The sequence below is a fragment of the Acidobacteriota bacterium genome, assembly GCA_026393675.1.
Lineage (GTDB): Bacteria > Acidobacteriota > Vicinamibacteria > Vicinamibacterales > JAKQTR01 > JBAXOX01.
On record JAPKZQ010000016.1, the window covers coordinates 66,203 to 89,359 of the forward strand.

Consider the following 23,157-nt stretch of genomic DNA (forward strand, 5'->3'; position numbering starts at 1 on the left):
AGGGGGGTCAGGACTGATGTCCGCACCAGATGTGCCCGCGATCGCGATTCGCGGCCTGACGAAACGCTTCAGTCGCATTACGGCGGTCAAGGCGCTGGACCTGACCGTCGAACAAGGACTCGTCTTCGGGTTTCTCGGCCTCAACGGCGCCGGCAAGACCACCACCATCAGACTATTGCTCGACTTGCTGCGGCCCACGTCGGGACACGCGGCCATTCTCGGCCACGATTGCCGCACCGACGGCCTGGCCGCGCGCGCGCAGGTCGGGTATCTCCCCGGCGAGGTCGGGCTGTATCGCGACATGACGGGGCGCCAGGTGCTCGACTTCCTGTCGCGGCTCTCCCGAGTCTCACCTGGCGGGGCGTGGCAGTGCGAATTGTTAGAGCGGCTCGAACTGCACGATGCCGATCTCGATCGGAAACTGCGCGAGTACAGCACCGGCATGAAACGCAAGCTCGCCATCGTCCAGGCGTTCCAGGCGGATCCGCTTCTATTGATTCTCGACGAACCGACCGAGGGGCTCGACCCGCTGATGCAGGAAGCGTTCTACGCATTGCTCGTTGACGTGCGCAAGCGGGGCAGGACGGTCTTCCTGTCGTCGCACGTCCTGTCCGAGGTCGAACGCGTGTGTGACCAACTCGCCGTGCTGCGGCAAGGTGAACTGGCGCTCTCCGCGTCGGTGTCGGAGGTGCGCCATCTGGCGCCCCGGACCGTGCGTGTTGTGTTCCGGGAGCCGGTGACGCCACCGGGCCGTGGACTTGACGCATCGATTAAGGTCACCAGTGTGGCCGCGCAGCAGTGGATGCTGCAGGTGCGAGGACCTCTGGGACCACTCATGGCCGCGCTCGACGGGTTGCCCGTCGCGGACCTCGAAGTGCGTGAGCCGCGGCTCGAGGACGTGGTGATTGGCTACTACCGGGGGACGTCGTGATTCGCGCCACGGCCCTGCTTGTCCGCCATTCGCTCCGCAGGATGCGCACGCTGTTGCTCGTGATGGCGGGAGCACTGGCGCTGTTTCAGGTCCTGTTGGCCCTGGCCGCGCAACAACTGCAACAAGCCGGCACGTTCGCGCAGTTGGCGAGCATCGTCCCCTCGTTCGTGCGCGAACTATTTGGCACGGCGCTGCTGGCCATGATGTCGTTTTCCGGCATCATGGCGCTCGGCTACTATCACGTGGCGATCATTGCCGTGCTCGTCGCGCTGGTGATCACGATCGGCACCGAGCCGGTCGCCGAAATCGAGGTGGGGTTCGCGGATCTGATCCTCTCGAGGCCGATCGCGAGAGTCTCCGCGCTCACGCGCAGCGTCGTCCTGCTGGCGGTTGGGCCCGCGCTGGTCATTGGCGCGATGGCGGGCGGGACGTTTCTCGGGCTCTGGATTGCGGCGCCTTCGCCCGAACTCAAGCCACTGCCATCCCTGATCGGGTCTCTGGCCCTCAATCTCTGGGCGCTGCTCTTCTGCTGGGGTGGCGTGGCTCTGGTCATCGGCTCTGTCGCCCGACGCCGCAGTGTGGCAGGTTCGATCACGGGGGCCGCGGCCACGGCGTTGATGCTGACTGACTACCTGTCGCGTGTGTGGTCACCCCTGAAGCCGATCGCCAGATTCTCTCCGTTCCGCTACTACAACCCGCTCGACCTGGTGATGGGACATCCGCTCTCCACGACGGACGTGGGCGTGCTGCTCGCCTCCGGTGCCGTCGGTATCGTCGCGGCCTACGCGCTCTTCGCCCGCCGGGACATCTAGCGGAGTTTCGCCTCAAACTGCGGGGCGCTCTCGCTCGCAGTCGGTGCCGGAACAGGCCCTTCCAATCCGTCATTCTGGCGAACGCCGGAATCCACGGCTGGACCCCGGCTTCCGCCGGGGTGACGAGAACTTGCGCTCATCATGTGATCGGGTCACTCTTTCGACGCGGTCCGTCGTAGGTACCAACAGGATCCGATCCCATTTGACCAGGCCGGCTATATCCGACCGAAATCATCTATGATAGATCTTACACGCGACTGCAAGTACCGGACGACGTGCGGTAGGTTCTGTGACCGGCGTGAAATGTTCATGCGGCGCATGGCGGGGCGATGAGGCCGTGCCGGCGACAATCGGGGATCAACGATGCGTAGTTTCAGCACCCTCGTGACGACTTTCTGTTCCCTCCCACTCTTTGGCCCACGAGTTCCCGCGGCTGTCGTTCTGGCCGTTTCAGTCGCGGCGATGTCCGCGTGTGGTACCGGCCGGGCGGCGCCTCCGCCGCTGCAGATGCCCGCCACGCTCGTGCAGATCGCCGCGGTGCAGTCGGCCTCAATCGACGATGCCTCGACCTACGTGGCGACTGTCCAGTCACTGTCGTCGACGAGCATCAAACCTGAGGTGAGCGGCGAAGTGACCCGGATCCTCGTCAGGTCGGGCGACCGGGTCGGGCCCGGCACACCGCTGTTCGAGATCGATCCGAGCCGGCAGCAGGCGAGCGTGTCGAGCCAGGATGCGGCCCGCGCCGCGCAGGACGCCGCCACGATCTTCGCGAAGCAGCAACTGGACCGCGCGAAGACGTTGTTTGCGGCGGGCGCGTCGAGCCAGCAGGAACTGGATCAGGCGCAGGCGAACTACGACGCGGCGATGGCCCAGTTGACGTCGTTGAAGGCCCGGTTGCAGCAGGAGCGCGTCACGCTCAAGTATTACGAGGTCGACGCGCCTGGCGCCGGCACGGTCGGTGATGTCCCGATTCGCGTGGGCATGCACGTCACGTCGGATACGGTGCTGACGACGATCGATCAGAACCAGGCGCTCGAAGTCTACGTGCCCGTTCCGCTCGAACGGAGTCGCGATCTCAGGCTGGGGCTGCCGCTGCAGATTCTCGACGGGCAGGGCACGCTGCTCGCCGCGGCACAGGTCACGTTCATCTCGCCGCGCGTCGACGATCAGACGCAGTCCATCCTCGTCAAGGCCCGGCTCGCCGGGGACGGGCAGCTGCGTTCATCACAGCTCGTGAGAGCGCGGATCGTGTGGCGAAAGATCGAGGCGCTGGCGATCCCCGTGCTGTCGGTTGTGCGCATCAATGGCCAGCCCTTCGTGTTCGTGGCGCAGGAGAAAGACGGCCGCCTGGTGGCGAGCCAGCGCCAGGTGCAGCTCGCGCAGATCATGGACAACAGCGTCGTGGTGACGAGCGGCCTCACCTCGGGCGAACGCATCGTCGTGTCCGGCGTGCAGAAACTCGATAACGGCGTGCCCATCCGGACCTCGTAGCGCTCAGGGTCCTCAGATCAGGCGTCCGGCCATTCCCGGGACTTCAAGACATGTTTGTCGACCTGTTCATCAAGCGTCCGATCCTCGCGAGCGTCATGGCCATCGTGATCGTCCTCGCCGGAGCGATCTGCATCCCGCTGCTGCCCATCGCGCAGTTTCCCCAGTTGGCCGCCCCGCAGGTGATTGTCAGCAGCTTCTACACGGGCGCCAACGCGTCGACGGTTGAAACAGCCGTGACACAACCGCTCGAGCAGGCCATCAATGGCGTGCAGGGCATGACCTACATGTCGTCGAATAGCGGCAACGATGGGTCGAGCGGCATCACGGTCACCTTTGAGGTGACGCGCGATCCGGATCTTGCCGCGGTGGACGTGCAGAACCGAGTCAACCAGGCCTCGGGCCGTTTGCCCAACGAGGTCAAGGCGGTCGGGATCACGGTAAGCAAGGCGTCGAGCGGATTCGTCTGGGCCGCGGCGGTGTACGCCGAGCATGGTGAGTACGACCCGCTCTTCCTGAGCAACTATCTGGACGTGTACGTCCGCGACGCCCTGAAGCGGATCGATGGCGTGGCCGACGTCACCATCTTCGGCGAGCGGAAGTACTCGATGCGCTTGTGGCTGGATCCGGATCGGCTGGCCAGCCGCAACCTGACCGCCACCGATGTCGTCAACGCTCTGCGGGATCAGAACGTGCAAGTGGCGGCCGGACAGGTGGGTCAGCCGCCTGTGGTCGGCAAGCAGAGTTACCAGATCAGCGTGCGCGCCGTGGGGCGCATGTCGGAGCCGGCCGAGTTCGACAACATCATCTTGAAGCGCGGTGACGGCGGCGACCTCGTCAGACTGAAGGATGTGGGCCGTTCCGAGCTGGGTGCTGAGTCGTACAGCTCAGACCTCCGTTTCAACGGCCGGAATGCCGTCGGCATTGCCGTCAGCCAACTGCCTACCGCCAACGCCCTCGCCGTCTATCAGGCCACCACCGCCGAACTGGAACGGTTGTCGAAGCGGTTTCCGCCGGGCATGCAGCACGAGCTCGCCTTCGACAACACCATCGTCGTGTCCGAGTCGATCAAAGAAGTACTCATCACGCTATTTGAGGCGATTGGCCTGGTTGTGCTCGTGATGTTCGTGTTCCTGCAGGATTGGCGGAGCACGGTTATTCCGGCGCTGACCATCCCGGTCTCCCTGATCGGCACGTTTGCCTTTGTGCGCCTGTTTGGGTTCTCGATCAACACGCTGACGCTGTTTGGCATCACGCTCGCCACAGGCCTTGTCGTCGACGATGCGATTGTCGTCGTCGAGAACGTACAGCGGCACCTGCACGAATATGGCAAGTCGGCGCGGGTGGCGGCGTCGGAGGCGATGGACGAGGTCGTCGGCCCCGTCATCGCCACCGCGCTCGTGCTGGCCGCGGTGTTCGTGCCGGTGGCGCTGTTTCCGGGCACGACGGGCCGGCTCTACCAGCAGTTTGCGCTGACGATCGCCTGTTCGGTGGCGATCTCCGCATTCAACGCCCTGACCCTCACGCCCGCGCTGTCCGCGCTCCTGCTCAGGGGCGAGAGAGCGCCCGGCCGATTCTGGCGCCCGATCAACTGGGTGATCGATGGCGGCACCAGGGCCTTCGTGTCGGTGCTCCACGTCCTGGTCAGAAGGAAGACGCCGGTTGTCGCGGTGTTCCTGGCAGGGCTTGTCGCGACCTGGTTTGTGTGGACGAGAATCCCCACCGGGTTCGTGCCGGACGAGGATCCCGGCAGCTTCATGGTGACGGTGCAAGGACCGAGCGGCGCATCGCTCGGCTACACGGGTGCCATCTCGGAGCAGGCGTACGGCATCCTGAAACAGCAGAACGAAGTCAGCGCGGTCTTCATCGTCAACGGGTACAGTTTTCTTGGGAGTGGCTCCAACAAAGCCATGATGTTCGTCCGGTTGCGCCCGTTTGACGAGCGCCCGGGCGAAGCGCACTCGGCGATGGCCGTGATCCAGCGTATCTATCGGCCCTTCAGCGCGATTACCGGCGCCGTGGTGCTGCCGTTTCTCCCGCCGCCCATCCAGGGGCTTGGGCGGTTTGGCGGGTTTCAGTTCGAGGTGCTTGATCAAAGCGGCGGCGACATCGACAGACTCGCGGCTGTCACCAACACGCTGGCTGCGCAAGGCAACCGCACACCTGGCCTGACGGGGCTGTTCTCGGGCTTCACGGCCAACGACCCGCAGTTGGTCGTGACGGTCGATCGCGAGGCCCTGCAGGCGCTGGGCCTCAAGTTCGGCGACGTGGCCTCCACGCTGCAGACGCTGATGGGGGCGAACTACGTCAACGATTTCGACTACAACAGCCGCTCGTATCGCGTCTACGTCCAGGCCGACCAGGACTTCCGCCGCCGACCCGACGATATCGGCCGGTACTACCTGCGCACGCCGAGTGGGAAAATGGTCCGGATGGATTCGGTCGTGACGATCACCAACACGACCGCGCCGCAGGTCATCTCTCACTTCAACCTGTTCCGCTCGACCGAGATCAACGGCCGCGCCGCGCCCGGATTCAGCTCGGGCCAGGCGCTGCAGGCGATGGACACCTTGGCCACGCGTGCCTTGCCGCTCGGCATGAGCTATGAGTGGGCGGGGTTGTCGCGCGAGGAAATCCAGTCGGGCGGCCAGGCGATGTACATCTTCGGTCTGGGTCTGCTGCTGGTGTATCTGACGCTCGCTGGCCAGTACGAGAGTCTCGTGCTGCCCTTCATCATCCTGCTGTCGGTGCCCCTCGCCGTGCTCGGCGCGCTCGGCGCCCAGTGGGCGCGCGGTCTGATCAATGACGTCTACTGCCAGATCGGTCTCGTGATGCTCATCGGCTTGTCGGCCAAGAACGGCATCCTGATCGTCGAATTCGCCGAGCAGTTGCGGCGGCGTGGGATGGGCATCATGGATGCGGCTGTCGAAGCCGCGCGGATTCGCCTGCGGCCGATCCTGATGACGTCGTTTGCCTTCATTCTCGGCGTCATGCCGCTGGTATTCGCGCACGGCGCCGGCCGGGCGTCGAGACACTCGGTCGGCACGTCGGTCGCGGGCGGCATGCTGTTCTCGACCTTGTTGAACGTGATCATCATTCCCGTGCTCTACGTCGCCGTGAGAAGCGTCGGCGCGTCGAAAGAAGAGCGCCTCGGGCTGAAGACACGCGACGTGCCGGAGACCGCCCATGAATAGACGACTGCTTGCCGTCGTACTGGCTGGCGCATGTCTGGTCGCGCCTACTCTGCGCGCGGAGCCCGGGCAAAGTGTGACGCCGACCCGCATGACATTCAAGGACGCCATTGCCCGAGCCATTGAGCGCAATCCATCCGGCCAGCAGGCGGCGGCGGAAATCCTGCGGGCCGATGCTTTGCTCGGACAGGTCCGCGCCGGGGCTCTGCCGCAGGTGACGGCCAACGTGACGACCACCACGCTCAACGGGAGCCGGTTGTTTGGAACAACCGTTTCGACGCCGCAGAATCAGGTGGCGGCGACGGTGACGGCGTCCGCTCCGCTCTATGCGCCGCTGCAGTGGGCGTTGCGTGTGCAGTTGATGGACAACAAGCAGGTCGCCGAGCTGGCGGCGGTTGACGTGCGCCGCCAGGTGGCGGTGGCGACTGCGCAGGCCTACTTGGCCGTCGTCGCGCGTCAGCGCGTGCTCGACGCGAACCAGCGCGCTCGTGAAACGGCTCAGGCGCACTACGATTTTGCTCACCAACGGCGCGAAAGCGGCGCCGGCAGCCGACTCAACGAGCTGCGCGCGCAGCAGTCGGTGTCGAGCATCGACGTGCTGGTCGAGCAGACGCAGGCGGATTTATACCGAGCCCAGGAAGCCCTCGGTGTGTTCGTGGCAGACAATGGCCCGGTGACTGCCGGCGATGAGCCGTTGCTCGACGTGCCGCCGTCGTTGGATGCGGCGATTGCCGCGATGTCGACAGAACGCACGGACCTGCGCTTGGCGGCGGGCCGCGAGAAAGCCGCGGCGCGGGTCGTCACCGACAGTTGGAAGGACTGGCTACCCTCGGTGTCGGGCCTGTTCCAGCCACAGTATGTCAACCCGGGTACGGCGTTTCAGCCTGTCTGGAGCTGGCGCCTCCAAATCTCCGCGAACATGCCAATCTTCGACGCAGGATCGCGCCGCGAGAAGCGCGCCGAGCGTGAGGTGCTGTTGAAGGAGAGCCAGATCGCCGTCGAGGGGCTGGTTCGCCAGGCGAAGTCAGATGAGCGGACGGCGGAGAACGCCGTCGCGAGAGCCGAGCGGGCGTGGGCCGCGGCAAAATCGGCGGCGCAGCAGGCCCGCGACGTGGTCGACATCGTTAACATCTCGTTCAAGGTTGGGGCGTCGACCAATATCGAGGTGATCGACGCGCAACGGGCTGCCCTCGATGCGGACACTGCCGCCGCCGTCGCGGAAGACCAACTGCGCCAGGCACGGCTGGCCCTGCTGGTCGCGCTCGGGCGATTCCCGCAGTGAGTGATCCGCCACCGCGGGGATTGACCCAGGCCTGACGGCGCGACCCCTCGGATGTATGCTGATGCCGGATTGAGCACTCCGACGATGCGCGTCGTTGCTGATTCATGCCCCGCAGGAGGAGTCTTCATGTTGTCCGGATCTGGTCGTTGGCCGTCCCGTGTGTTGATCGCGACGGTCACCACACTCACCATTGTGACGATGCCTCTCTGGCTCAACGCCCAGTCGGCGAAGCCACCGAAACCGGCGGCAGCCGAGTCGAAGGCTCAGAGAATCACGTCGACCGATCCCACGCTCCGGCTCAAGGGGTTCGACCAGCACGCCGCGATGAAACAGACATCGCCGTTCAAGGATCTGAAGTGGCAGTTTGTCGGCCCGAAAAACGTCAGCGGCCGCGCCGTCGACATCGCGGTGGTTGCGCCGAAGGGCAAGACCTACACGATGTACGTGGCCACCGCGAGCGGCGGCTTATGGAAGACCACCAACGAGGCGACGACGTGGGAGGCCATCTTCGAGCAGGGACCAGCCACCACGATTGGCGACGTCACGGTGGCGCCGTCCAATCCGAATATCGTCTGGATCGGCACTGGCGAAGCGAACATCTTCAGGAGTTCGCAGGCTGGCATCGGGGTGTACAAGTCGGTCGACGCCGGCAAGAACTGGAAGCATATGGGCCTGCCGGATACCTACACGATCCCCAGGATTGTGATCCACCCGAGCAATCCCGATGTCGTGTATGTCGCGGCTTCCGGGCATGAGTGGACGAACAACGCCGACCGGGGTGTCTACAAGACGACCGACGGCGGCGCGTCGTGGCAGAAGGTGCTCTTCGTCAATGAGAAGACCGGCGCCATTGATCTGGCGATCGATCCGGCCGATCCCAACACGCTCTACGCAGCGATGTGGCAGCGCGTGCGCTACAAGTGGAACGACCCGCGCAACTTCGCCGACTACGGCGGCAGCGGCATCTTCAAGACGACGGACGGCGGGAAGACGTGGGCCCCGATCAACACGGGCCTGCCAGAGGCGAAGCTCCGCGGCCGCATCGGCATCGACGTGTGTCAGAAGACGCCGAATGTCCTGTACGCGCTCGTGGACAACTACGAGGTGTCGCGGCAACCCACCGAAGAGGAGAAGAACGACCCCTATGGCGTGCCGTCAGCCGGCTACATCAAGGGGGCGACGGTCTATCGCTCGGATGACAAGGGTGAACACTGGACGCAGGTAAGCGGCCTCATCAGTCCTGAGCAAAAGACGTTCATGGAACACACGTCCAACACCTACGGATGGGTGTTTGGTCAGATTCGCGTGGACCCGAGCAATCCCGACACGGTCTACACGATGGGGCTGGCCCTCAACGTGTCAACCGACGGCGGCAAGACGTTCAAGGCTCTCGATACGCCAGGCGGCGACCATCACGGCCTGTGGATCGATCCCGACAATTCCGACTACCTCGTCAACGTCTTCGATCAGGGATTGGCCATCTCCTACGATCGCGGCAAGACCTGGAAGGACTCGCACCTCACGCTGCCGGTGACGCAGTTCTTCAATCTGTCGTTCGACATGGCCACGCCGTTCCGAGTGTACGGGTCGTCCCAGGATTTCGGCAGCTTCCGTGGCGTGGTGGATCTCAGAGACGGGCGCGACAAGATCCAGGTGGTGGAGTTCGAGGACGCGCCAGGTGGGGAAGGATCGACCCACGCGATCGACCCCACCGATCCGAACATCGTCTACTCGTCCGGGTTCTACGGCACACTGTCGCGCACCGACTTGAGCAAGCCACGGCGCGAGCGGACCAAGCAGCTGTTGCAGGCACGCTATCCAGACGAAGCCGCCTTCAGGGGCGAGTGGCTGGCGCCGACGATTCTCTCGCCGCACAGCAGCACGACGCTGTACCACGGCATGCAGCAACTGATGTTCTCGCGCGACCGTGGAGACACGTGGGAGATCATCAGCCCCGACCTCACCTACAACACGGCATCGGAGAAGGGCGACATCCCGTACCACACGATCTTCTCGATCGCCGAATCGCCCCGCCGGTTCGGTCTGGTCTACATCGGCACCGACGATGGCAAAGTGCACGTGACCAAAGATGGGGGCAGGACGTGGACGGAGATCATGGCGGGGCTGCCGTACCAGAAATGGGTCTCGCGCATCATTGCGTCGGCGTTTGACATCGGCACCGTCTACCTGACGCAGAACGGCAAGCGCGACGACGACTTCACGCCCTACGTGTGGAAGTCCACCGACTTCGGCAAAACGTGGACGAGCATCGTCGCCAATATTCCGGTGGGGCCCGTCAACGTGATTCGCGAAGACCCGGTCGACAAGAACATCTTGTACGCGGGAACCGACACCGGCGTCTACGTGACCACCGACGGCGGAAAGAAGTGGGATACGCTAGGCGCAAACCTGCCGGCCACCTACGTGCACGATCTCATCATCCACCCGCGCGACAACATCATCGTCATCGCGACGCATGGGCGGGGGATGTGGGCGATCGACGCGGAGCCGATCAACAAGAAATCGCAGAAGATGCGCCGGTTCTTCGAGAACTGACGTCTACCTGATATCCAGCAGTTCCACCTCGTAGACCAGCGTCGTGTTCGGGGGGATCACGAAGCGTTTCTCGCCGGGCTTCTCTCTGGCGAAGAACCCGCTCGATCCGTAGCTCGTCGGTCCCTGAACGATGACCGTGCGCTTCTCGCCTTTGCGCATGTTGAGGAGCACCTCGTCGAGCCCGGGCGTCACCTTGGTCTTGCCCATCTCGTAATCGAACGGCTGCGCGGCAGTCCCCGGGACAGGTCGTCCCTCGTCGGCCGAACTGCAGATAGGGCGTCCGCCTAACGACCGACCCACGTAGACGACCTTCAAGATTCGGCCCGGCTGGACCGCATCGCCCGTGCCTGGGCGCAGGACGACGTAGCGCGCGCCTTTGGCCGAGGTCAGCGCGTTCGGCCACTCCTTCTTGATCTGCGCGTCCTCCGCCTGGGCTTTTCGCTCGTCGTCTGCCTTGACACGTTCCCTGGCCTGTTCAACCGCCTTCAGGAACGTCGCGTTGTCCGACTTGAACGCGGCAGCCCTCGATCCGCTCCTGATGATCCGCACCCGTTCCACCGTATCGCCCTGCACGATCGTGTTGACGACATCAAGACCGGCGACGACGTGCCCGAACACCGTGTAGATGCCGTCGAGGTACGAGCGATCGGCGAGCGTAATGTAGAACTGGCTCGAATTGGTGTGCGGTCCGCTGTTGGCCATGCCCAGCATGCCTGCGCGGCCGTGGTTCAACGACGGGTCGATCTCGTTTGGAATCGTATAGCCCGGCCCGCGTTCGGTGGCTTTCGGCATGCCAGTCTGAATCACGTGGCCGGCGACCACCCGGTGCCACGTCGATCCGTCGAAGAACGGGGTTCCGGGTGGCAGAGCCTTGTTCTCGATCGTGCCCTCCGCGAGCCCGACGAAGTTCATCACCGTCATCGGCGTCTTCTCGAATTCCAACTGAAGGACGATGAGTCCCTTGTTGGTCTGAACCTCGGCGAAGAGGCCGTCACCGTAGTTGCCCGGCTGTTTGCCGGACTGCGCGTTGATGACGGGGGTCTGCGCAAGTCCCGACGCCATGACGACAGCCGCGAGCGCGGCGAGAGTGAATCGATGCATGCCAGGGCCCTCCTCGGCCAGAAGAAGCCCCGATTGTAGTCGAAGACCAAACGTCTTCTATGGGCCTCATCTTGCCGATTAGCGCAAGTTCTCGTCACCCCGGCGGCATCCGGGGTCCCCAACGCGGCAGCCGCGTTGGGGTGGCGTCCGGGGTCCCCAACGCGGCAGCCGCGTTGGGGTGGCATCCGGGGTCCAGAGAGGTACACGACTGGATTCCGGCGTACGCCGGAATGACGGAATGGAAGGGACTCTTCCGGCGCCGATTGCTGGCGCGGGCAGTCGGCGGTTTGAGGCGAAGCTTCGCTACTCGGCCGGCTTGAAGGTCAGCGCCGCGCCATTGGTGCAGAAACGGCGTCCGGTTGGTTTCGGGCCGTCCGGGAACACATGACCCAGGTGACCGCCGCAGCGCCGGCAGTGCATCTCGATGCGCAACATGCCATGCCTGCGGTCCTCGGTAAACGCCACCGCGTTCTCGACCGATGTCCAGAAACTCGGCCATCCACTGCCACTGTCGTACTTCGTGTCCGACGAAAACAGCGCCTGCCCGCAGCCGGCACAGTCGAACATGCCGCCGCGCTTCTCGGCGTTCAGCGGACTCGACCCCCTGAATTCGGTATCGTGCTGGCGCAGCACCGCGTACTGCAGGGGCGTCAGGGACTGCTTCCAGTCCTGGTCGGTCTTGGCGACTTCGAAGACGCCGTCTGGTGGGTGTGCCATGGCAAAGAAACGGGTCTCATTTTCGGATGTAGAGCGTCATGCGCGGAAACGCGAACGTGCCGGCGATATCGTCGACGATGTTCACCTGGCAGGTGTACAGACCCGGCTGCAGCTCCGACGCCGGGATGTCGAGCTGGAACGCGGCGGCCTTCCGGTCGGCAGACGTCAGCACCGGCACCTCGATAAGCGGGGTCTCGTAGGCCTTTTGCTGACCGTGGAAGAAGGTGACGCTGGACAGCACCCTGATGGGCCGCTCAGCCGGGCTGGCGGCGGCTGGTGCGGCCGACGGTGGCGCTCCAGGCTGTCGGTCAGCCGGCGGCGCCGGGGCCTGCGCCGGATCGTACATCTCGTAGTAGAAGTAGAGATGCTGATCGCTCGGAATGACCCGTGCGACGTTGGCAACCAACTCCTGACCGTTGCGGAGCAGCGGGTTCCGATCGTCCTTTTTCGACACCGCCGCCAGGTTCGAGCCGAGGACCACCGAGCTGATCTTCACCGGGCTCCTGTCGAGATCCGGAACCACCAGGGAGGTTTCGAACGAGCCCATCGTGCCGCCCTGGTTCTCGCGGATCACCACCTTCAGCCGATACGTGCCAGGCGGCAGCTCGAAGCTGGTCGCGTACTGCACGGCCTTGCGCTCGGTGTTTTCGGTCGATCCCAGCGCCAGGTTGACCGTGTCGCGCATCCGGGCGACGGGGATCTGTCGCGAGTCAACCAGCACGCCCAGCACATCGAGCGTGGCCTTGCTCTTGTCACCCGCCTTGGTGAATGGCACGCGTGAGCCCGGGACGACGAGCCACACCGGCACGTAGTAGTGGTTCCCCTTCAGGCGGAAGTAGGCCGACGAGGCGTAGACCGGCAGGTCGGTGACCGACAGATCCGAGGCGAGTTGCTCCATCAGCAACTGCTCGCGGTCGTCTTTGGTTGAGTGTGTGAAGTCGCGTTGCGCATAGTAGCCAACCCGGTACTCGAGTTTCAGGTCGGTCCTTTTCAACTGGATTCGCACGCGGCGGAACCGACCGTCACGCGACGTGTTCGTGCTGCTGTAGCCGAGGACGTAGTACGCCGACGTGTCGGCGATCACCCGATCGAACACTCCGCCGAAGTCGTTGCGATCGAAGAACGCCCGCCCGCCGGTATCCTCTGCGAGCGACGACAACGCATCCTGCGACGCGCTCATCGAACTAAACGCGCTCGACACGCCCCGTCCGTTGAACGCGGACACGCCCCGCGTGCTGGCACGGCTGGCATCGCCACCCGGGACAACGGCCTGCAAGCCCCGCATATCGGCCGAGTAGATCGACAGGTTCGTGCGGACGGCCCGATCAATCACCCCGCGCATCGCGACGCGATTGTCCATGCCGGTCTGATTCATGCCGCTGCTGAAGTAGACCAGCGACTTCTTCTGCTGGATGCCCGAGAGCGCATCAACCATCGACCGGAGCGCCTGCAGGCGCCGGTCGGTGTTGAACATGTTGAACTCGGTGTCGTCGGCGACGAAGGCGCCATTCGTATCGTCAGTGGTCGCATCCGGATCGACCGCCACCATCTCCTCGAACCCCATGCCCTCGATGCCGTTCAATCGATCGATGGTATTGAGCAGCACGTTCTTGTCCGACGTGAAGTCCTGCGCGACGTCCAACGACGAGGCGTACGTCACGATGGCGACGGTGTCGGCCTGACCCACCTTCGTGTTCACGTAGTCCCGCGCGGCATCCAGCGCCCGCTGTGTGTCCTCCACGGCCATTGAGCTGAGATCGAACATCAACACGACCAGCCGCCGGTCGTGCATATCGACGACCGGACGCCCGACGAGCGGCGCAGGAAGCGGTTTGCCGACGCCGCCGAGGATCGTCGGGATCGCCGATGGCGGCGGAGGATTGTCCGCGGCGTCGACCTCTTCGAAATCAAACGTGTCGACGGTCTGTGGCTTGCCGTCCTCGAGCACAATGAAATCGTCGCGCTTCAGGCCCTTGACGACGGTGCCGTTCTTGTCGCGCACGACGACATTGACGGTGACCAGGTCGACGGCCGACCGGAAGACGGCCCGCGGCTTCTGGGGCGGCGGGGCCTGGCCCGCAGCGGCCCCGAGTGTCGTCGCGCACACAGCCGCGCCGAAGAGCAGCAGGAACAACCGGAACACGGAGTGACGTGGCGATCGCATGATGTAACTCCGTTCGGGTTAGAAGCTGAAGCGCGCAATGATCTGCACGCTGCGCATGGATCGCATCGAGACGACCCTGCCAAAGGTCAGTGAATTGAACACGGTACCGATGGAGCCCCACTGCGGCATGTTCAGCACGTTGTTGGCCTGGATGCGCAACGACATGCTCCGGTTGCCCGCGTACCGCATGCTCTTCGACATGGACATGTTGAACGTGGTATTGGTGGGGCCGGTGATCAGGTTGCGCGCCGAGTTGCCGAACGTGCCCGCCGCCGGCACCGAGAAGGCGGCGGTATTGAAGAACAGCGCCATCGTCGGGTTCGACAGGTCGATCGCCTGGCCGTTGTAGTCGGCGCGCAGCGTGCCGTTGGTGCCGCGGCTGATGTCGGAGGACGCGCCGATAATTCTGGCCGTGAAGGGACTTCCAGAGGCGTAGGACAACGTTCCGTTCAGAATCCAATCGCCGACGATTTTGTTGAGCACGCCTTCGCCAGCCAGCCACTTCCGGTTTGCGCCAAACGGCAACTCGTAAGCAAAGTCGGCCGACACGCGATGGCGCTGATCGAAGCTCGAACGGCTCCACTCGGCCGCCAGGTTCTGATCGTTCTGCGCCACCACGGCGCCGCCGCCGCCAATCGACGAGGCGTCATCCATCGACTTCGACAGCGTGTAGGTGACACCTCCCGAGAAGCCCATCGACAATCGCTTGCGCACCCGCATCGACAGCGCGTTCATGATCGACGTGCTGCCCGACGATTCCCAGGTGAACGCCTGCACGTTCGGGATGCGCAGGCCGCTCGGGCCGCGGTTCGGAGCCCGCAGCAGATCCAGCGACGAGCCCTTCGTGCCTGTATAAGTGAGACCCGCCGACCACGTGCGGTTGATCTCGCGCTGCACGTCGACGTTCCAGATCTGCACGTATCCAATGTTGTAGTTGGGATCGACACCAAACGTGTTCGTCGTCGTGTTCGCCGGCGGCCCTGGGGCAAACACGGTCGCCATCAGCAGCGGCGTCGTCGCCGCCCCGATCACCGTGTTGGTGGTGGCGAACGGCGGCTGACCCGCCAGCTTCTGCGCCATCGACATGTACGGCACCGAGGCGTAGTTGATGCCATACCCGCCGCGCACCGTCGTCTTCTGGTTGGCTCGCCACGCCACGCCCAGACGCGGGGCCACGTTGTTCCGATCGGGATGGACGATGGTCAGCGGGAAGGCGCCGGTATAGGGCCCGGTCTGGCCGGCCTGTACCGACGTGGCCGCCGAGAAGTCCGACGGGACGTCCAACGTCACCAGGCGATTGTCGGCTTCCGTGTACGGCGATTGATACTCGTACCGCAGACCGAGACTCAACGTGACGGCACCTGAGAAGCGGTAGTCGTCCTGGAAGTAGGCCGAATACGATCGCGCGTGGAAGCTCTCGAGCCCGGGGCCGTACTGCAGTGTGGCCTGTTGAGGCAGCCCCAACAGGAAGTCGGCAAAGTCGAGACCCGTCTGATTTCCAGTGCCCCCACCGGTGTAGGCACCCGTGAACGTGAAACTGCCACGCGCGTTGGCATTACTGCGGTTCTCCGAGAGCAGGCTCTGGAAGTTGCCGCCCCACCGCATCGTGTGCTTGCCCTTCATCTTCATCATCGAGCCGTTGATCGCGAGGGTCTGGTTGAGGCTTTCCGTTGGATTGACGTCGCGCAACGACGACAAGCCGCTCGAGAAGGTCACCGTCGGGACACCCCAGTCAAACGGATCAGGCGACACGCCGACGATTCCCGCCGCCCCAGCGACATTGGTGACGCCGCCAAACTGGTTGGTGGTCGCGGACTTGCTGCGGTTGAACTGCACCGACAGCGTGTTCATGAATCCCCATTTGCCAAACGACAGATTGACCGGCACGTTCCAGCCCGTTCGGTGACTCGCGCCCTGGATTCCAGGAAACCCTGTCAACTGCGAACTGTCTGACCGGCTGAACTGAACGCCGAGATTCAGGTTGACGACGTTGTTCATCATCGCGCCGCGTCCGCCCCCGCCGCGTCCGCCGCCGCCACCCCCCCCGCCGCGTCCGCCGCGCCCGGTCGGTGGGGTGCCAAACGTCCGCGTAAACCGGAAGTTGATGTCGTCGCCGTTGCTGATGGTCGTGCTAGACAGGTGGTAGTTCTGCGTAGCGCCTGCCTGGTTTGGCGCCGGAATGTACTGGAGGAGCGCTGCCGACGCCGGGCTGATCCGGTTCGCGGGAATCTGGTTGCCCGGGAACGGGAGCCCCGTCAGCGGATCGATCACAGATGTTGACAGTGGCGAGAAGTCGCCGGTCCGCGATGCGAGACTGGGCACCTGCGAATAGGAATCGTACAGATTGGAACCGTGGCTGCCCGAGTAGTTGAGGAACCACGACGTGCGCGTCCCGAGATCAAAGAGTCCGGGGATCTTTGCCGGTCCGCCGATGGCAAAGGTGTAGCGCTGATTCAGAAAACTGGGCTGCGCCGGCGACTGACCGTTGAGCGCGTAGGGCTGCGCGTTGAGCATCGAGCCGCCCAGGGTGTACGACGCCTGCCCGCTTGGCCGATTGCTCCTGATATTGCCGAAGCCGGGCCGCCCGCCACCACCCGCGCCGCCGCGGCCGCCGCCGCCTTCACCACCGCCGCCACCTCGACCGCCGCCACCACCGCCACCCGGACCGCCGCCAAGGCCAAATGCGCCGGCCGCGAATCCGCCGCCCATCTGCCCCATGCCTGGCAGGCCGCCCTGGCCCTCGCCGCCGGCCCCGCCGATGCCACCAAATCCGCCCTCGCCACCCATGCCGCCCCGGCCGCCTTCACCGCGTCCTCCAAACAGGAACGCGTCGTTCATCTGTGTGTTCGATCCAAATGTCGTCACAGACTCCGACACCGATTCCGCGGTGAATCCGGCTGGCAGGCTCAAGTGCTGCGCCACGGCTTGCGCGTCTTCCGCCGCGCCAATTCCTCCTGCATCAGCTCCTGTTGCGGCTCCAACCCCGGCGGCCTGGCCCCGCTGACCCGCTCGGGCTCCGGCCACCGGCGCCACGCGCTGGAACTGCTGGCCGCCCGCCTGTGGTCGCTGTTGCAGGGTCACCGGCGGCGTCGTCGCGGCCGCAGCGGCCGGCGCCGGCGTCGCCGCAGCGGCAGGTGCTCGCGACCTCAACGTCGTCGTCAACTCGACCTTCGCCTGGCAATCCGGACCGACCGTGATGGTCTTCACGGCGCTTGCGAACGCGCTCAACTCGGCGAGCACGTCGTAGTCCCCGGGTTTCCCAGGATGAACCCTGAATGACCCGTCAAGGCCGGTCGACGTCAGAAGGGGATTGCCGCCATCCTTGGGCACCACCGTGATGGCCACGCCGGGCAGTTTCGCCTGGCCCGCGCTGACCGTCCCGCTGATGGTGCACGCGGGACTTGACGGTGTCTGAGGCGGCGTGCCCGGGCTTTGAGCGATGACCACGACGTACGCGCTGGCCAGCATGACCGCGGCAATCAGGATGGAAGAATGGGGCTTTTTCACATCGTCTCTCAGCATTAAAGCCAGAAGCGCCAAACCACGGGTTCAGAAACACGTTTCCAGCGCAGACTTCAGGTGTCGCAGTAGGAAATACGCCGGGTTGGGGTCAGGTGTTTCCCAAGTTCCAGTCTGTCACGAACTTGTCATGATTTCACGTGCTGCTGCTATCTGGCGGCGGCGGGTCCTGGGCGGGCTGGCAATCGCTTGTCAGGGACGCCCAGTTCCCGGGCAATTGCCCTCAGTTGGTCCTGAATGACCCGTTGGTTGCGCGGTCCCATCCTGAGCAGGTGTTTCTGGGCTGGTTCGAGTGCCTCGAGTTCCTCTTTCTGGAACTTGTATGAGATGACCTTTTCGATGAGCGCGATCTCGCCCTCGATGACGGGCGCCTGCAGCAGGACGCTGATGGCACGCTCTGTCGCGGCGTCGATGTCGCCTTCGGGGTGTCCCAACTCGCGATACGCGTCGACCATCCTTGGCTTGAGCATCGAGTAGACGCGGGCGAGACCCGCCGGATCCAGCGAGGCCACGGCGTCGGCGATTCCCGTGTAGCGCGCGTACGAGCCTTGATCAAGGACGAACGCTCCACTGCGCGGCACCGCACGAAACGGCGCCCTCGGCGACTGGCGCGCCAGGTGCCTGGCCGGGGACTGTCCGGACGCGACGTTGTCAAGACAGGCAACCAGATTGCGGATGAGACCATCGGTGGCCAGCCATGCCATCACTTCCGGATGAGAGGACAGGCGACCGATGAGGTCGCGGACCAGGGGGTCTGTGAGGAACAAGGGCGGCAGTTCAATAGCATCGACCGGCGGGCCGAGCGGCCCGCGAACGTCCGCAGCCGATTGTGCCGCCTGTTGAGTCGACGCAACCGGTCGGTCTGTCGCAGGCCTGCGGAACCAGAAATACGCCGCGACTAGCGCGACGACGACAACAATGGCCGCGACTATGCCGACGACGTGCCAGGATTCAGTGCGCGGCGGGGGAGGTTCGGGTGTATCTGGCTGTTCGAGCCCGGGATCGATGCGGATGTCATCCAGCGGATCCATGCGACACCTCTCCCGTATTAGACGCCAAACCAGACCCCGGTTGGCAGGAAAACCGTGGTGGCGGTGAAATTCCGCCAGAGGGTATGCTGTGGGCATGGCCTCCCTCATCACGCACCCGATCGTCGTGCAGCCGGCCACCCTTTACAGGGACGCCGAGTGAGCGCGAACATCGATCCCGCACCCGACGCCACACTCGACCGTGCGATTGGTCCGTGGACCCTTGGCATCAACGCCGTCAATCTGTCGCTCGGCGCAGGCATCTTCGCCCTGCCCGCTGCGGTGGCGGCCATCCTCGGGCCGGCGGCTATCCTGGCGTACCTGGTCTGTGGCCTTGCTATCGCGCTCGTCCTGACCTGTTTTGTCGAGATCGGGAGCCAGGTGACGCGATCGGGTGGCGCCATCGCGTACATCGAGGATGGGTTTGGGCCGATGGCGGGTTTTGTCGCGTGGGTGATCTACTCGATCCTCTTTTGCGTGGCCTCCGACGCGGCCATCTCGCTCGTGTTCGTGGATGCGATGGCGTCGGTTGTCCCGGCACTCGGAGACGGCTTGGTGCGCGCGGCCACACTGGTGGCGCTGTTCGGCGGGCTGGCGGCCGTAAACATCCTCGGCGTCAGGCAGGGCGCCCGAGTTGCTGTGGCCACCACTGTCGCCAAACTCGCGCCACTGTTGTTGGTGATTGGTGCGGGATGGCTGGCGATGAACTGGTCCGAGCTCCGCTGGACCGAGTGGCCGTCGGCGGCGCGGGTCGGTGAGGCCTCGCTGTTGTTGTTCTTTGCGTTCAGCGGCGCCGAGGCGGCACTCACGCCGAGCGGCGAGATTCGTGATCCGGCTCGCACGATTCCCCGCGGGATCCTCGGTGGCACGGCCGCCCTGATTCTGATCTACGTGTCTGTTCAGGTCGTGAGCCAGGGTGTGCTTGGCGCCGAACTCGCCGGGACCACTGACGCGCCGCTGGCGGCCGTGGCTGGGCGGCTGTTCGGCCCGGTGGGCTGGCGGCTGATCGTCGCGTGCATGGCGGTCGCGATTTTCGGCACGTTGGCCGGCGACATGCTGGCATCGCCGCGCGCCGTGCTGCCGGTGGCCGAGCGCGGAGTGCTGCCGCGTGTGCTCGCCCGCGTGCACCCACGATTCCACACGCCGCACGTGGCGATTGCCGCCTATGCCGGTTTGGCGTGTGTCCTTGCGCTCACCGGCGCCTTCCGGCCGCTCGCCGTGCTCGCCAGCGTCTCGTTGCTGCTGGTCTATCTGGTCGTGTGCGTGGCGGCACTCAAGTTGCGCCTGACGAGACCGCGGGCGCCGGGTGCGTTTCGCGCACCGGGTGGCCCACTGATTTCGCTGCTTGGTATCGTCACGGTGCTCTGGCTCCTGGCCCAGTCCAGGCTCGTCGAGGCCGTCGCCGTTCTCGCGATCGCGGCGATCGCCATCGTCTACTACCGGGTCCGACGGCAATTCCTGCCAGACCCTTCGCAGGTCCCATGACCGCGCCCGCACGCTACCCGGTCCCGGCGGGCCGACACCGCGTCGAGGAAGAGATCAGTCGCAGCCGCTTTATCACGACGATGGCGCGTGTCGATTCGATCGAAGCCGCCACCGCGTTTGTTGAGGATGTGAGACGCGAATTCGCTGACGCCACCCACAACTGCTGGGCGTACGTCGTCGGGCCGCCCGGAGACACGGGCCGGGTGGGGATGAGCGACGATGGGGAACCTCATGGCACGGCGGGCCGGCCAATGCTCACCATGCTGTTGCATAGCGGGGTTGGTGATGTCGCGGCGGTCGTAACGCGGTACTACGGCGGCACGAAACTCGGCACCGGCGGTCTGGTCAGGGCCTACGGCGGCGGTGTGCAGAAGGCGCTCGCCACGATGCCGCGCGGCGAGCACGTCGAGTTGACGACGCTCGAGATTGTGGTGTCGTATGCGGCTGTCTCGGCGATGCAGCAGATTTTCCCGGCCTTCGAAGCGGAGGTCATCGCCGAGCGCTACCAGGCCGATGTGCAGTACGAGGTGCGCCTGCCCGGCGCGAGCGTCGCAGGACTGCGCGCGGCCGTCCTGGACGCCACGCGCGGGCAGGGCAGGATTACGCCGTCTTCATCGTCCGGCTCCACTCCCGGATCTTCGTGATCTCGGCAGTTGGGATGTGCAGGAATTCGAGGAATTCCTGGTGTTCCGCCGGCGCCGCCTTCTCGAATTCGGCGTGCCAGCGGTGCATGTCGGCGTCGGTAAACCCCGAGGCCTTCATGATGGAAACCCACTTCTCCTTCGTGATCATCTGATTCCTCCTGAAGCTGCGCGAGCGCTGAAGCAGGCGCAGGATATCGCGCTGATGACCGCGGAGCGCCTCGACCTCGGCGTCGATCTCGACGAGCCGGCGCTCCAGCACGACGCTGGCGCCTCCGCCCTGGCGATCGAGCACGGTGCGAATGGCGGCCAGGCTCAGGCCCACCTTGCGGTACACGCAGATCTGTTGCAGGCGCAGCACGTCCTGCTCCGTGTACGCGCGGTAGTTGCCCTCCGTCCGCGGCGGACGGCGGAGCAGGCCCGTCGACTCGTAGTACAGCAGCGTGCTGCGGCTGAGACCGAACCGCCGGGCCATTGTCGTGACAGTCATCATCGCGTCTGATCTCAGAATGAACCTGTCAGTACTAGACAGGTCAAGCATAGACGGATGGCCGGACGGAGGGAAGGCATCGAGAGCCCCCTCTCGTCAGAGGCTGTCCGCCGGGCTTCGCACACCAAGTGCGCCACGCATCAGGACGTGTGTGTAGATCATCGTGGTGGCAACATCGCGATGCCCCAGCAGTTCCTGCACCGTGCGGATGTCGTAGCCGTTTTCCAGGAGATGTGTCGCGAACGAATGTCGAAGCGAGTGACAGGTTGCGCGCTTTGTGAGACCTGCGGCGCGCACCGCCTCGATGACTGCGCGTTGAATGACTGATTCGTGCAGGTGAAAGCGTGTCGGATCGCCCCATCGAGTATCCCGGCACACGCGCGAGGCGGGGAAGACGAACTGCCACAGCCAGGACCTGTCCGCGTTCGGGAACTTGGCGGTCAAGGCGTCGGGCAGCACGACCCTGCCGAGGCCATGGCGCAGGTCATCATCGTGTAGGCGGCGCACCTCTTCCAGGTGAGCCGACAGGGGTTGTTGAGCGGCGGTGGGCAAGACCGTTTGGCGGTCCTTGCGACCCTTGCCCTGCCTGACACTGATCTGATTGCGGGCGACGTCCACGTCCTTGATGCGCAAGTCGAGGCATTCGGAAAGTCGCAGGCCGGCGCCGTAGAGCAGGAGGGCGACCAATCGAGGCGTGCCGCGGAGATGGGCCAGGACGAGCCGCACTTCGTCGACCGAGAGGACCACCGGGAGGCGGAGCGGGGTCCGTGCGCGGACCACGTTTGGCAACGGATCGAGATCACGGTTGATGATCACGCGGTAGAGGAAGAGCAATGCGGACAGGGCCTGGTTCTGGGTGGACGCGCTGACGTGGTGGTCGGTCGCGAGCGACGACAGGAACGAAGCGACGTCGGGTGCCGCCATGGTGGCGGGGTGGCGCTTGTGGTGGAAGAGGATGAATCGTCGGATCCAGCCGACGTAGGCTTCTTCCGTCCGGTCGCTCAGGTGTCTAATTCGGCATGCCAAACGCACCTGGTCGAGCAGCTTGGGCGGACGGAGATTGGGAGGTGGATCCTCGGTCGGGGCGGCCGGTGGTTTTGACGACGTCAGCGCGCCTGTGACGGGGGCTGACGTTACTCCGTGGGATACGTGGGCGCTCCGGGTCAGATTGCGTGGCTGCATGTCGTGGCCTACTGGTCGGCCTGTTGCGAAGCTCGTGCCACCGCTGGATTGAGCGAGCACAGATTCCCAGCCCTTGGCGGTGCCTGCTGCCACCTGCTCGTCCACCAAGCCCGTGAAGAGTGGATATCGAAGGCCGGGTCGGCAGATTCTGCTGTTGGCAGATTCTGCGTACTTCTGCGTCGGTGAAAGTATACGATCCGGCCACGTCTCGTCGTGCCCCCGCCGTGCCCCTTCGAACCGCCCGTAATCCCATTACGCTTGGGACGGCTGCAGCGTATACCCCTGATGTCGCCACCTGCCTGCTTGAGACAAGTGGCCGTCGGGGAAGGAGTTACCGCGTGCAGCCAACAACGGTGCGTAAGACATTACGCTGCGAACCGCTGCAGCGTATAGGGAGAGAGCGGCGGCGGAGCGCCGCAGGCTAATTACACGTTGAACTAAACCGCTTCGCGGCAGTCCCGCTCGCTGTCACTCAATACCTGCCGACCGCCCCTGTCATTGACCGCCGGTTTCTCTTCTGATCGATCGCTATTCGCCCCGTCGCGCGCGCATCATGCCTGCTGACGACCG

At 64.7% G+C, this 23,157-nt stretch carries 15 protein-coding genes; 8 read left to right on the forward strand and 7 right to left on the reverse strand.

Annotation, left to right across the window (positions count from 1 at the left end; genetic code table 11):
* The first annotated feature begins 16 nt into the window (after nucleotides 1-16).
* From NT151_06185 to NT151_06210, 6 genes are all read left to right on the forward strand, one after another.
* Nucleotides 17-931 (forward strand): ABC transporter ATP-binding protein, encoded by a 915-nt coding sequence (locus NT151_06185; protein ID MCX6538509.1) that lies wholly within the window; start codon nucleotides 17-19, stop codon nucleotides 929-931.
* A complete protein-coding gene (locus tag NT151_06190) occupies nucleotides 928-1,743 on the forward strand; it encodes a hypothetical protein (protein MCX6538510.1) in 816 nt (271 codons plus the stop codon). Before NT151_06185 ends, NT151_06190 begins: the two co-directional genes overlap by 4 nt.
* Nucleotides 1,744-2,205: 462 nt before the next feature.
* Entirely contained in the window at nucleotides 2,206-3,234 is a 1,029-nt protein-coding gene (locus tag NT151_06195) for an efflux RND transporter periplasmic adaptor subunit (protein ID MCX6538511.1), read from the forward strand.
* A gap of 50 nt (nucleotides 3,235-3,284) precedes the next feature.
* Nucleotides 3,285-6,425, forward strand: coding sequence for a multidrug efflux RND transporter permease subunit (locus NT151_06200; GenBank protein ID MCX6538512.1), 3,141 nt, complete (start codon nucleotides 3,285-3,287; stop codon nucleotides 6,423-6,425).
* Nucleotides 6,418-7,704, forward strand: coding sequence for a TolC family protein (locus NT151_06205; GenBank protein MCX6538513.1), 1,287 nt, complete (start codon nucleotides 6,418-6,420; stop codon nucleotides 7,702-7,704). The genes NT151_06200 and NT151_06205 overlap by 8 nt, the downstream gene beginning before the upstream one ends.
* 126 nt (nucleotides 7,705-7,830) lie before the next feature.
* Nucleotides 7,831-10,260 carry a hypothetical protein gene (locus NT151_06210; GenBank protein MCX6538514.1) on the forward strand — a complete coding sequence of 810 codons (2,430 nt, stop codon included), beginning with the start codon at nucleotides 7,831-7,833 and terminating at the stop codon, nucleotides 10,258-10,260.
* Nucleotides 10,261-10,263: 3 nt separating this feature from the next.
* On the opposite strand, the gene NT151_06215 is transcribed toward NT151_06210, so the two are convergent.
* The 5 genes from NT151_06215 to NT151_06235 all read right to left on the reverse strand — a co-directional run bounded on the left by NT151_06215 (nucleotide 10,264) and on the right by NT151_06235 (nucleotide 18,792).
* On the reverse strand, nucleotides 10,264-11,361 hold the full coding sequence (locus tag NT151_06215; protein MCX6538515.1) for a peptidylprolyl isomerase: 1,098 nt from the start codon (nucleotides 11,359-11,361) through the stop codon (nucleotides 10,264-10,266).
* Nucleotides 11,362-11,664: 303 nt separating this feature from the next.
* Complete coding sequence (msrB, locus tag NT151_06220) at nucleotides 11,665-12,078, reverse strand: peptide-methionine (R)-S-oxide reductase MsrB (GenBank protein MCX6538516.1); 414 nt, start codon at nucleotides 12,076-12,078, stop codon at nucleotides 11,665-11,667.
* A gap of 16 nt (nucleotides 12,079-12,094) precedes the next feature.
* Nucleotides 12,095-14,242: a VWA domain-containing protein gene (locus NT151_06225; GenBank protein MCX6538517.1), complete on the reverse strand. Its 2,148-nt coding sequence runs from the start codon at nucleotides 14,240-14,242 to the stop codon at nucleotides 12,095-12,097.
* 18 nt (nucleotides 14,243-14,260) lie between these two features.
* A complete protein-coding gene (locus NT151_06230) occupies nucleotides 14,261-17,749 on the reverse strand; it encodes a TonB-dependent receptor (GenBank protein ID MCX6538518.1) in 3,489 nt (1,162 codons plus the stop codon).
* Nucleotides 17,750-17,910: 161 nt separating this feature from the next.
* The gene (locus NT151_06235; protein ID MCX6538519.1) at nucleotides 17,911-18,792 is read right to left on the reverse strand and encodes a DUF3014 domain-containing protein; all 882 of its coding nucleotides are present in this window, start codon (nucleotides 18,790-18,792) and stop codon (nucleotides 17,911-17,913) included.
* Nucleotides 18,793-18,948: 156 nt separating this feature from the next.
* Between NT151_06235 and NT151_06240 the strand changes: the two genes are divergently transcribed.
* Nucleotides 18,949-20,274 carry an amino acid permease gene (locus tag NT151_06240; GenBank protein MCX6538520.1) on the forward strand — a complete coding sequence of 442 codons (1,326 nt, stop codon included), beginning with the start codon at nucleotides 18,949-18,951 and terminating at the stop codon, nucleotides 20,272-20,274.
* A complete protein-coding gene (locus NT151_06245; GenBank protein ID MCX6538521.1) occupies nucleotides 20,271-20,918 on the forward strand; it encodes a YigZ family protein in 648 nt (215 codons plus the stop codon). Before NT151_06240 ends, NT151_06245 begins: the two co-directional genes overlap by 4 nt.
* Here NT151_06245 and NT151_06250 read toward each other — a convergent pair.
* The gene (locus NT151_06250) at nucleotides 20,875-21,408 is read right to left on the reverse strand and encodes a MerR family transcriptional regulator (protein MCX6538522.1); all 534 of its coding nucleotides are present in this window, start codon (nucleotides 21,406-21,408) and stop codon (nucleotides 20,875-20,877) included. The genes NT151_06245 and NT151_06250 overlap by 44 nt on opposite strands.
* A gap of 93 nt (nucleotides 21,409-21,501) precedes the next feature.
* Nucleotides 21,502-22,515, reverse strand: a complete 1,014-nt coding sequence (locus NT151_06255) for an integron integrase (GenBank protein ID MCX6538523.1) — start codon at nucleotides 22,513-22,515, stop codon at nucleotides 21,502-21,504.
* Between the last annotated feature and the right edge of the window lie 642 nt (nucleotides 22,516-23,157).

Excerpts from the sequence above, each read along its gene's own strand:
- NT151_06185 (MCX6538509.1), top strand. The coding sequence starts at position 17 with ATGTCCGCACCAGATGTGCCCGCGATCGCGATTCGCGGCCTGACGAAA.
- NT151_06195 (MCX6538511.1), top strand. The coding sequence starts at position 2,206 with ATGTCCGCGTGTGGTACCGGCCGGGCGGCGCCTCCGCCGCTGCAGATG.
- NT151_06200 (MCX6538512.1), top strand. The coding sequence starts at position 3,285 with ATGTTTGTCGACCTGTTCATCAAGCGTCCGATCCTCGCGAGCGTCATG.
- NT151_06205 (MCX6538513.1), top strand. The coding sequence starts at position 6,418 with ATGAATAGACGACTGCTTGCCGTCGTACTGGCTGGCGCATGTCTGGTC.
- NT151_06210 (MCX6538514.1), top strand. The coding sequence starts at position 7,831 with ATGTTGTCCGGATCTGGTCGTTGGCCGTCCCGTGTGTTGATCGCGACG.
- NT151_06215 (MCX6538515.1), bottom strand. The coding sequence starts at position 11,361 with ATGCATCGATTCACTCTCGCCGCGCTCGCGGCTGTCGTCATGGCGTCG.
- msrB (MCX6538516.1), bottom strand. The coding sequence starts at position 12,078 with ATGGCACACCCACCAGACGGCGTCTTCGAAGTCGCCAAGACCGACCAG.
- NT151_06225 (MCX6538517.1), bottom strand. The coding sequence starts at position 14,242 with ATGCGATCGCCACGTCACTCCGTGTTCCGGTTGTTCCTGCTGCTCTTC.
- NT151_06235 (MCX6538519.1), bottom strand. The coding sequence starts at position 18,792 with ATGGATCCGCTGGATGACATCCGCATCGATCCCGGGCTCGAACAGCCA.
- NT151_06245 (MCX6538521.1), top strand. The coding sequence starts at position 20,271 with ATGACCGCGCCCGCACGCTACCCGGTCCCGGCGGGCCGACACCGCGTC.
- NT151_06250 (MCX6538522.1), bottom strand. The coding sequence starts at position 21,408 with ATGATGACTGTCACGACAATGGCCCGGCGGTTCGGTCTCAGCCGCAGC.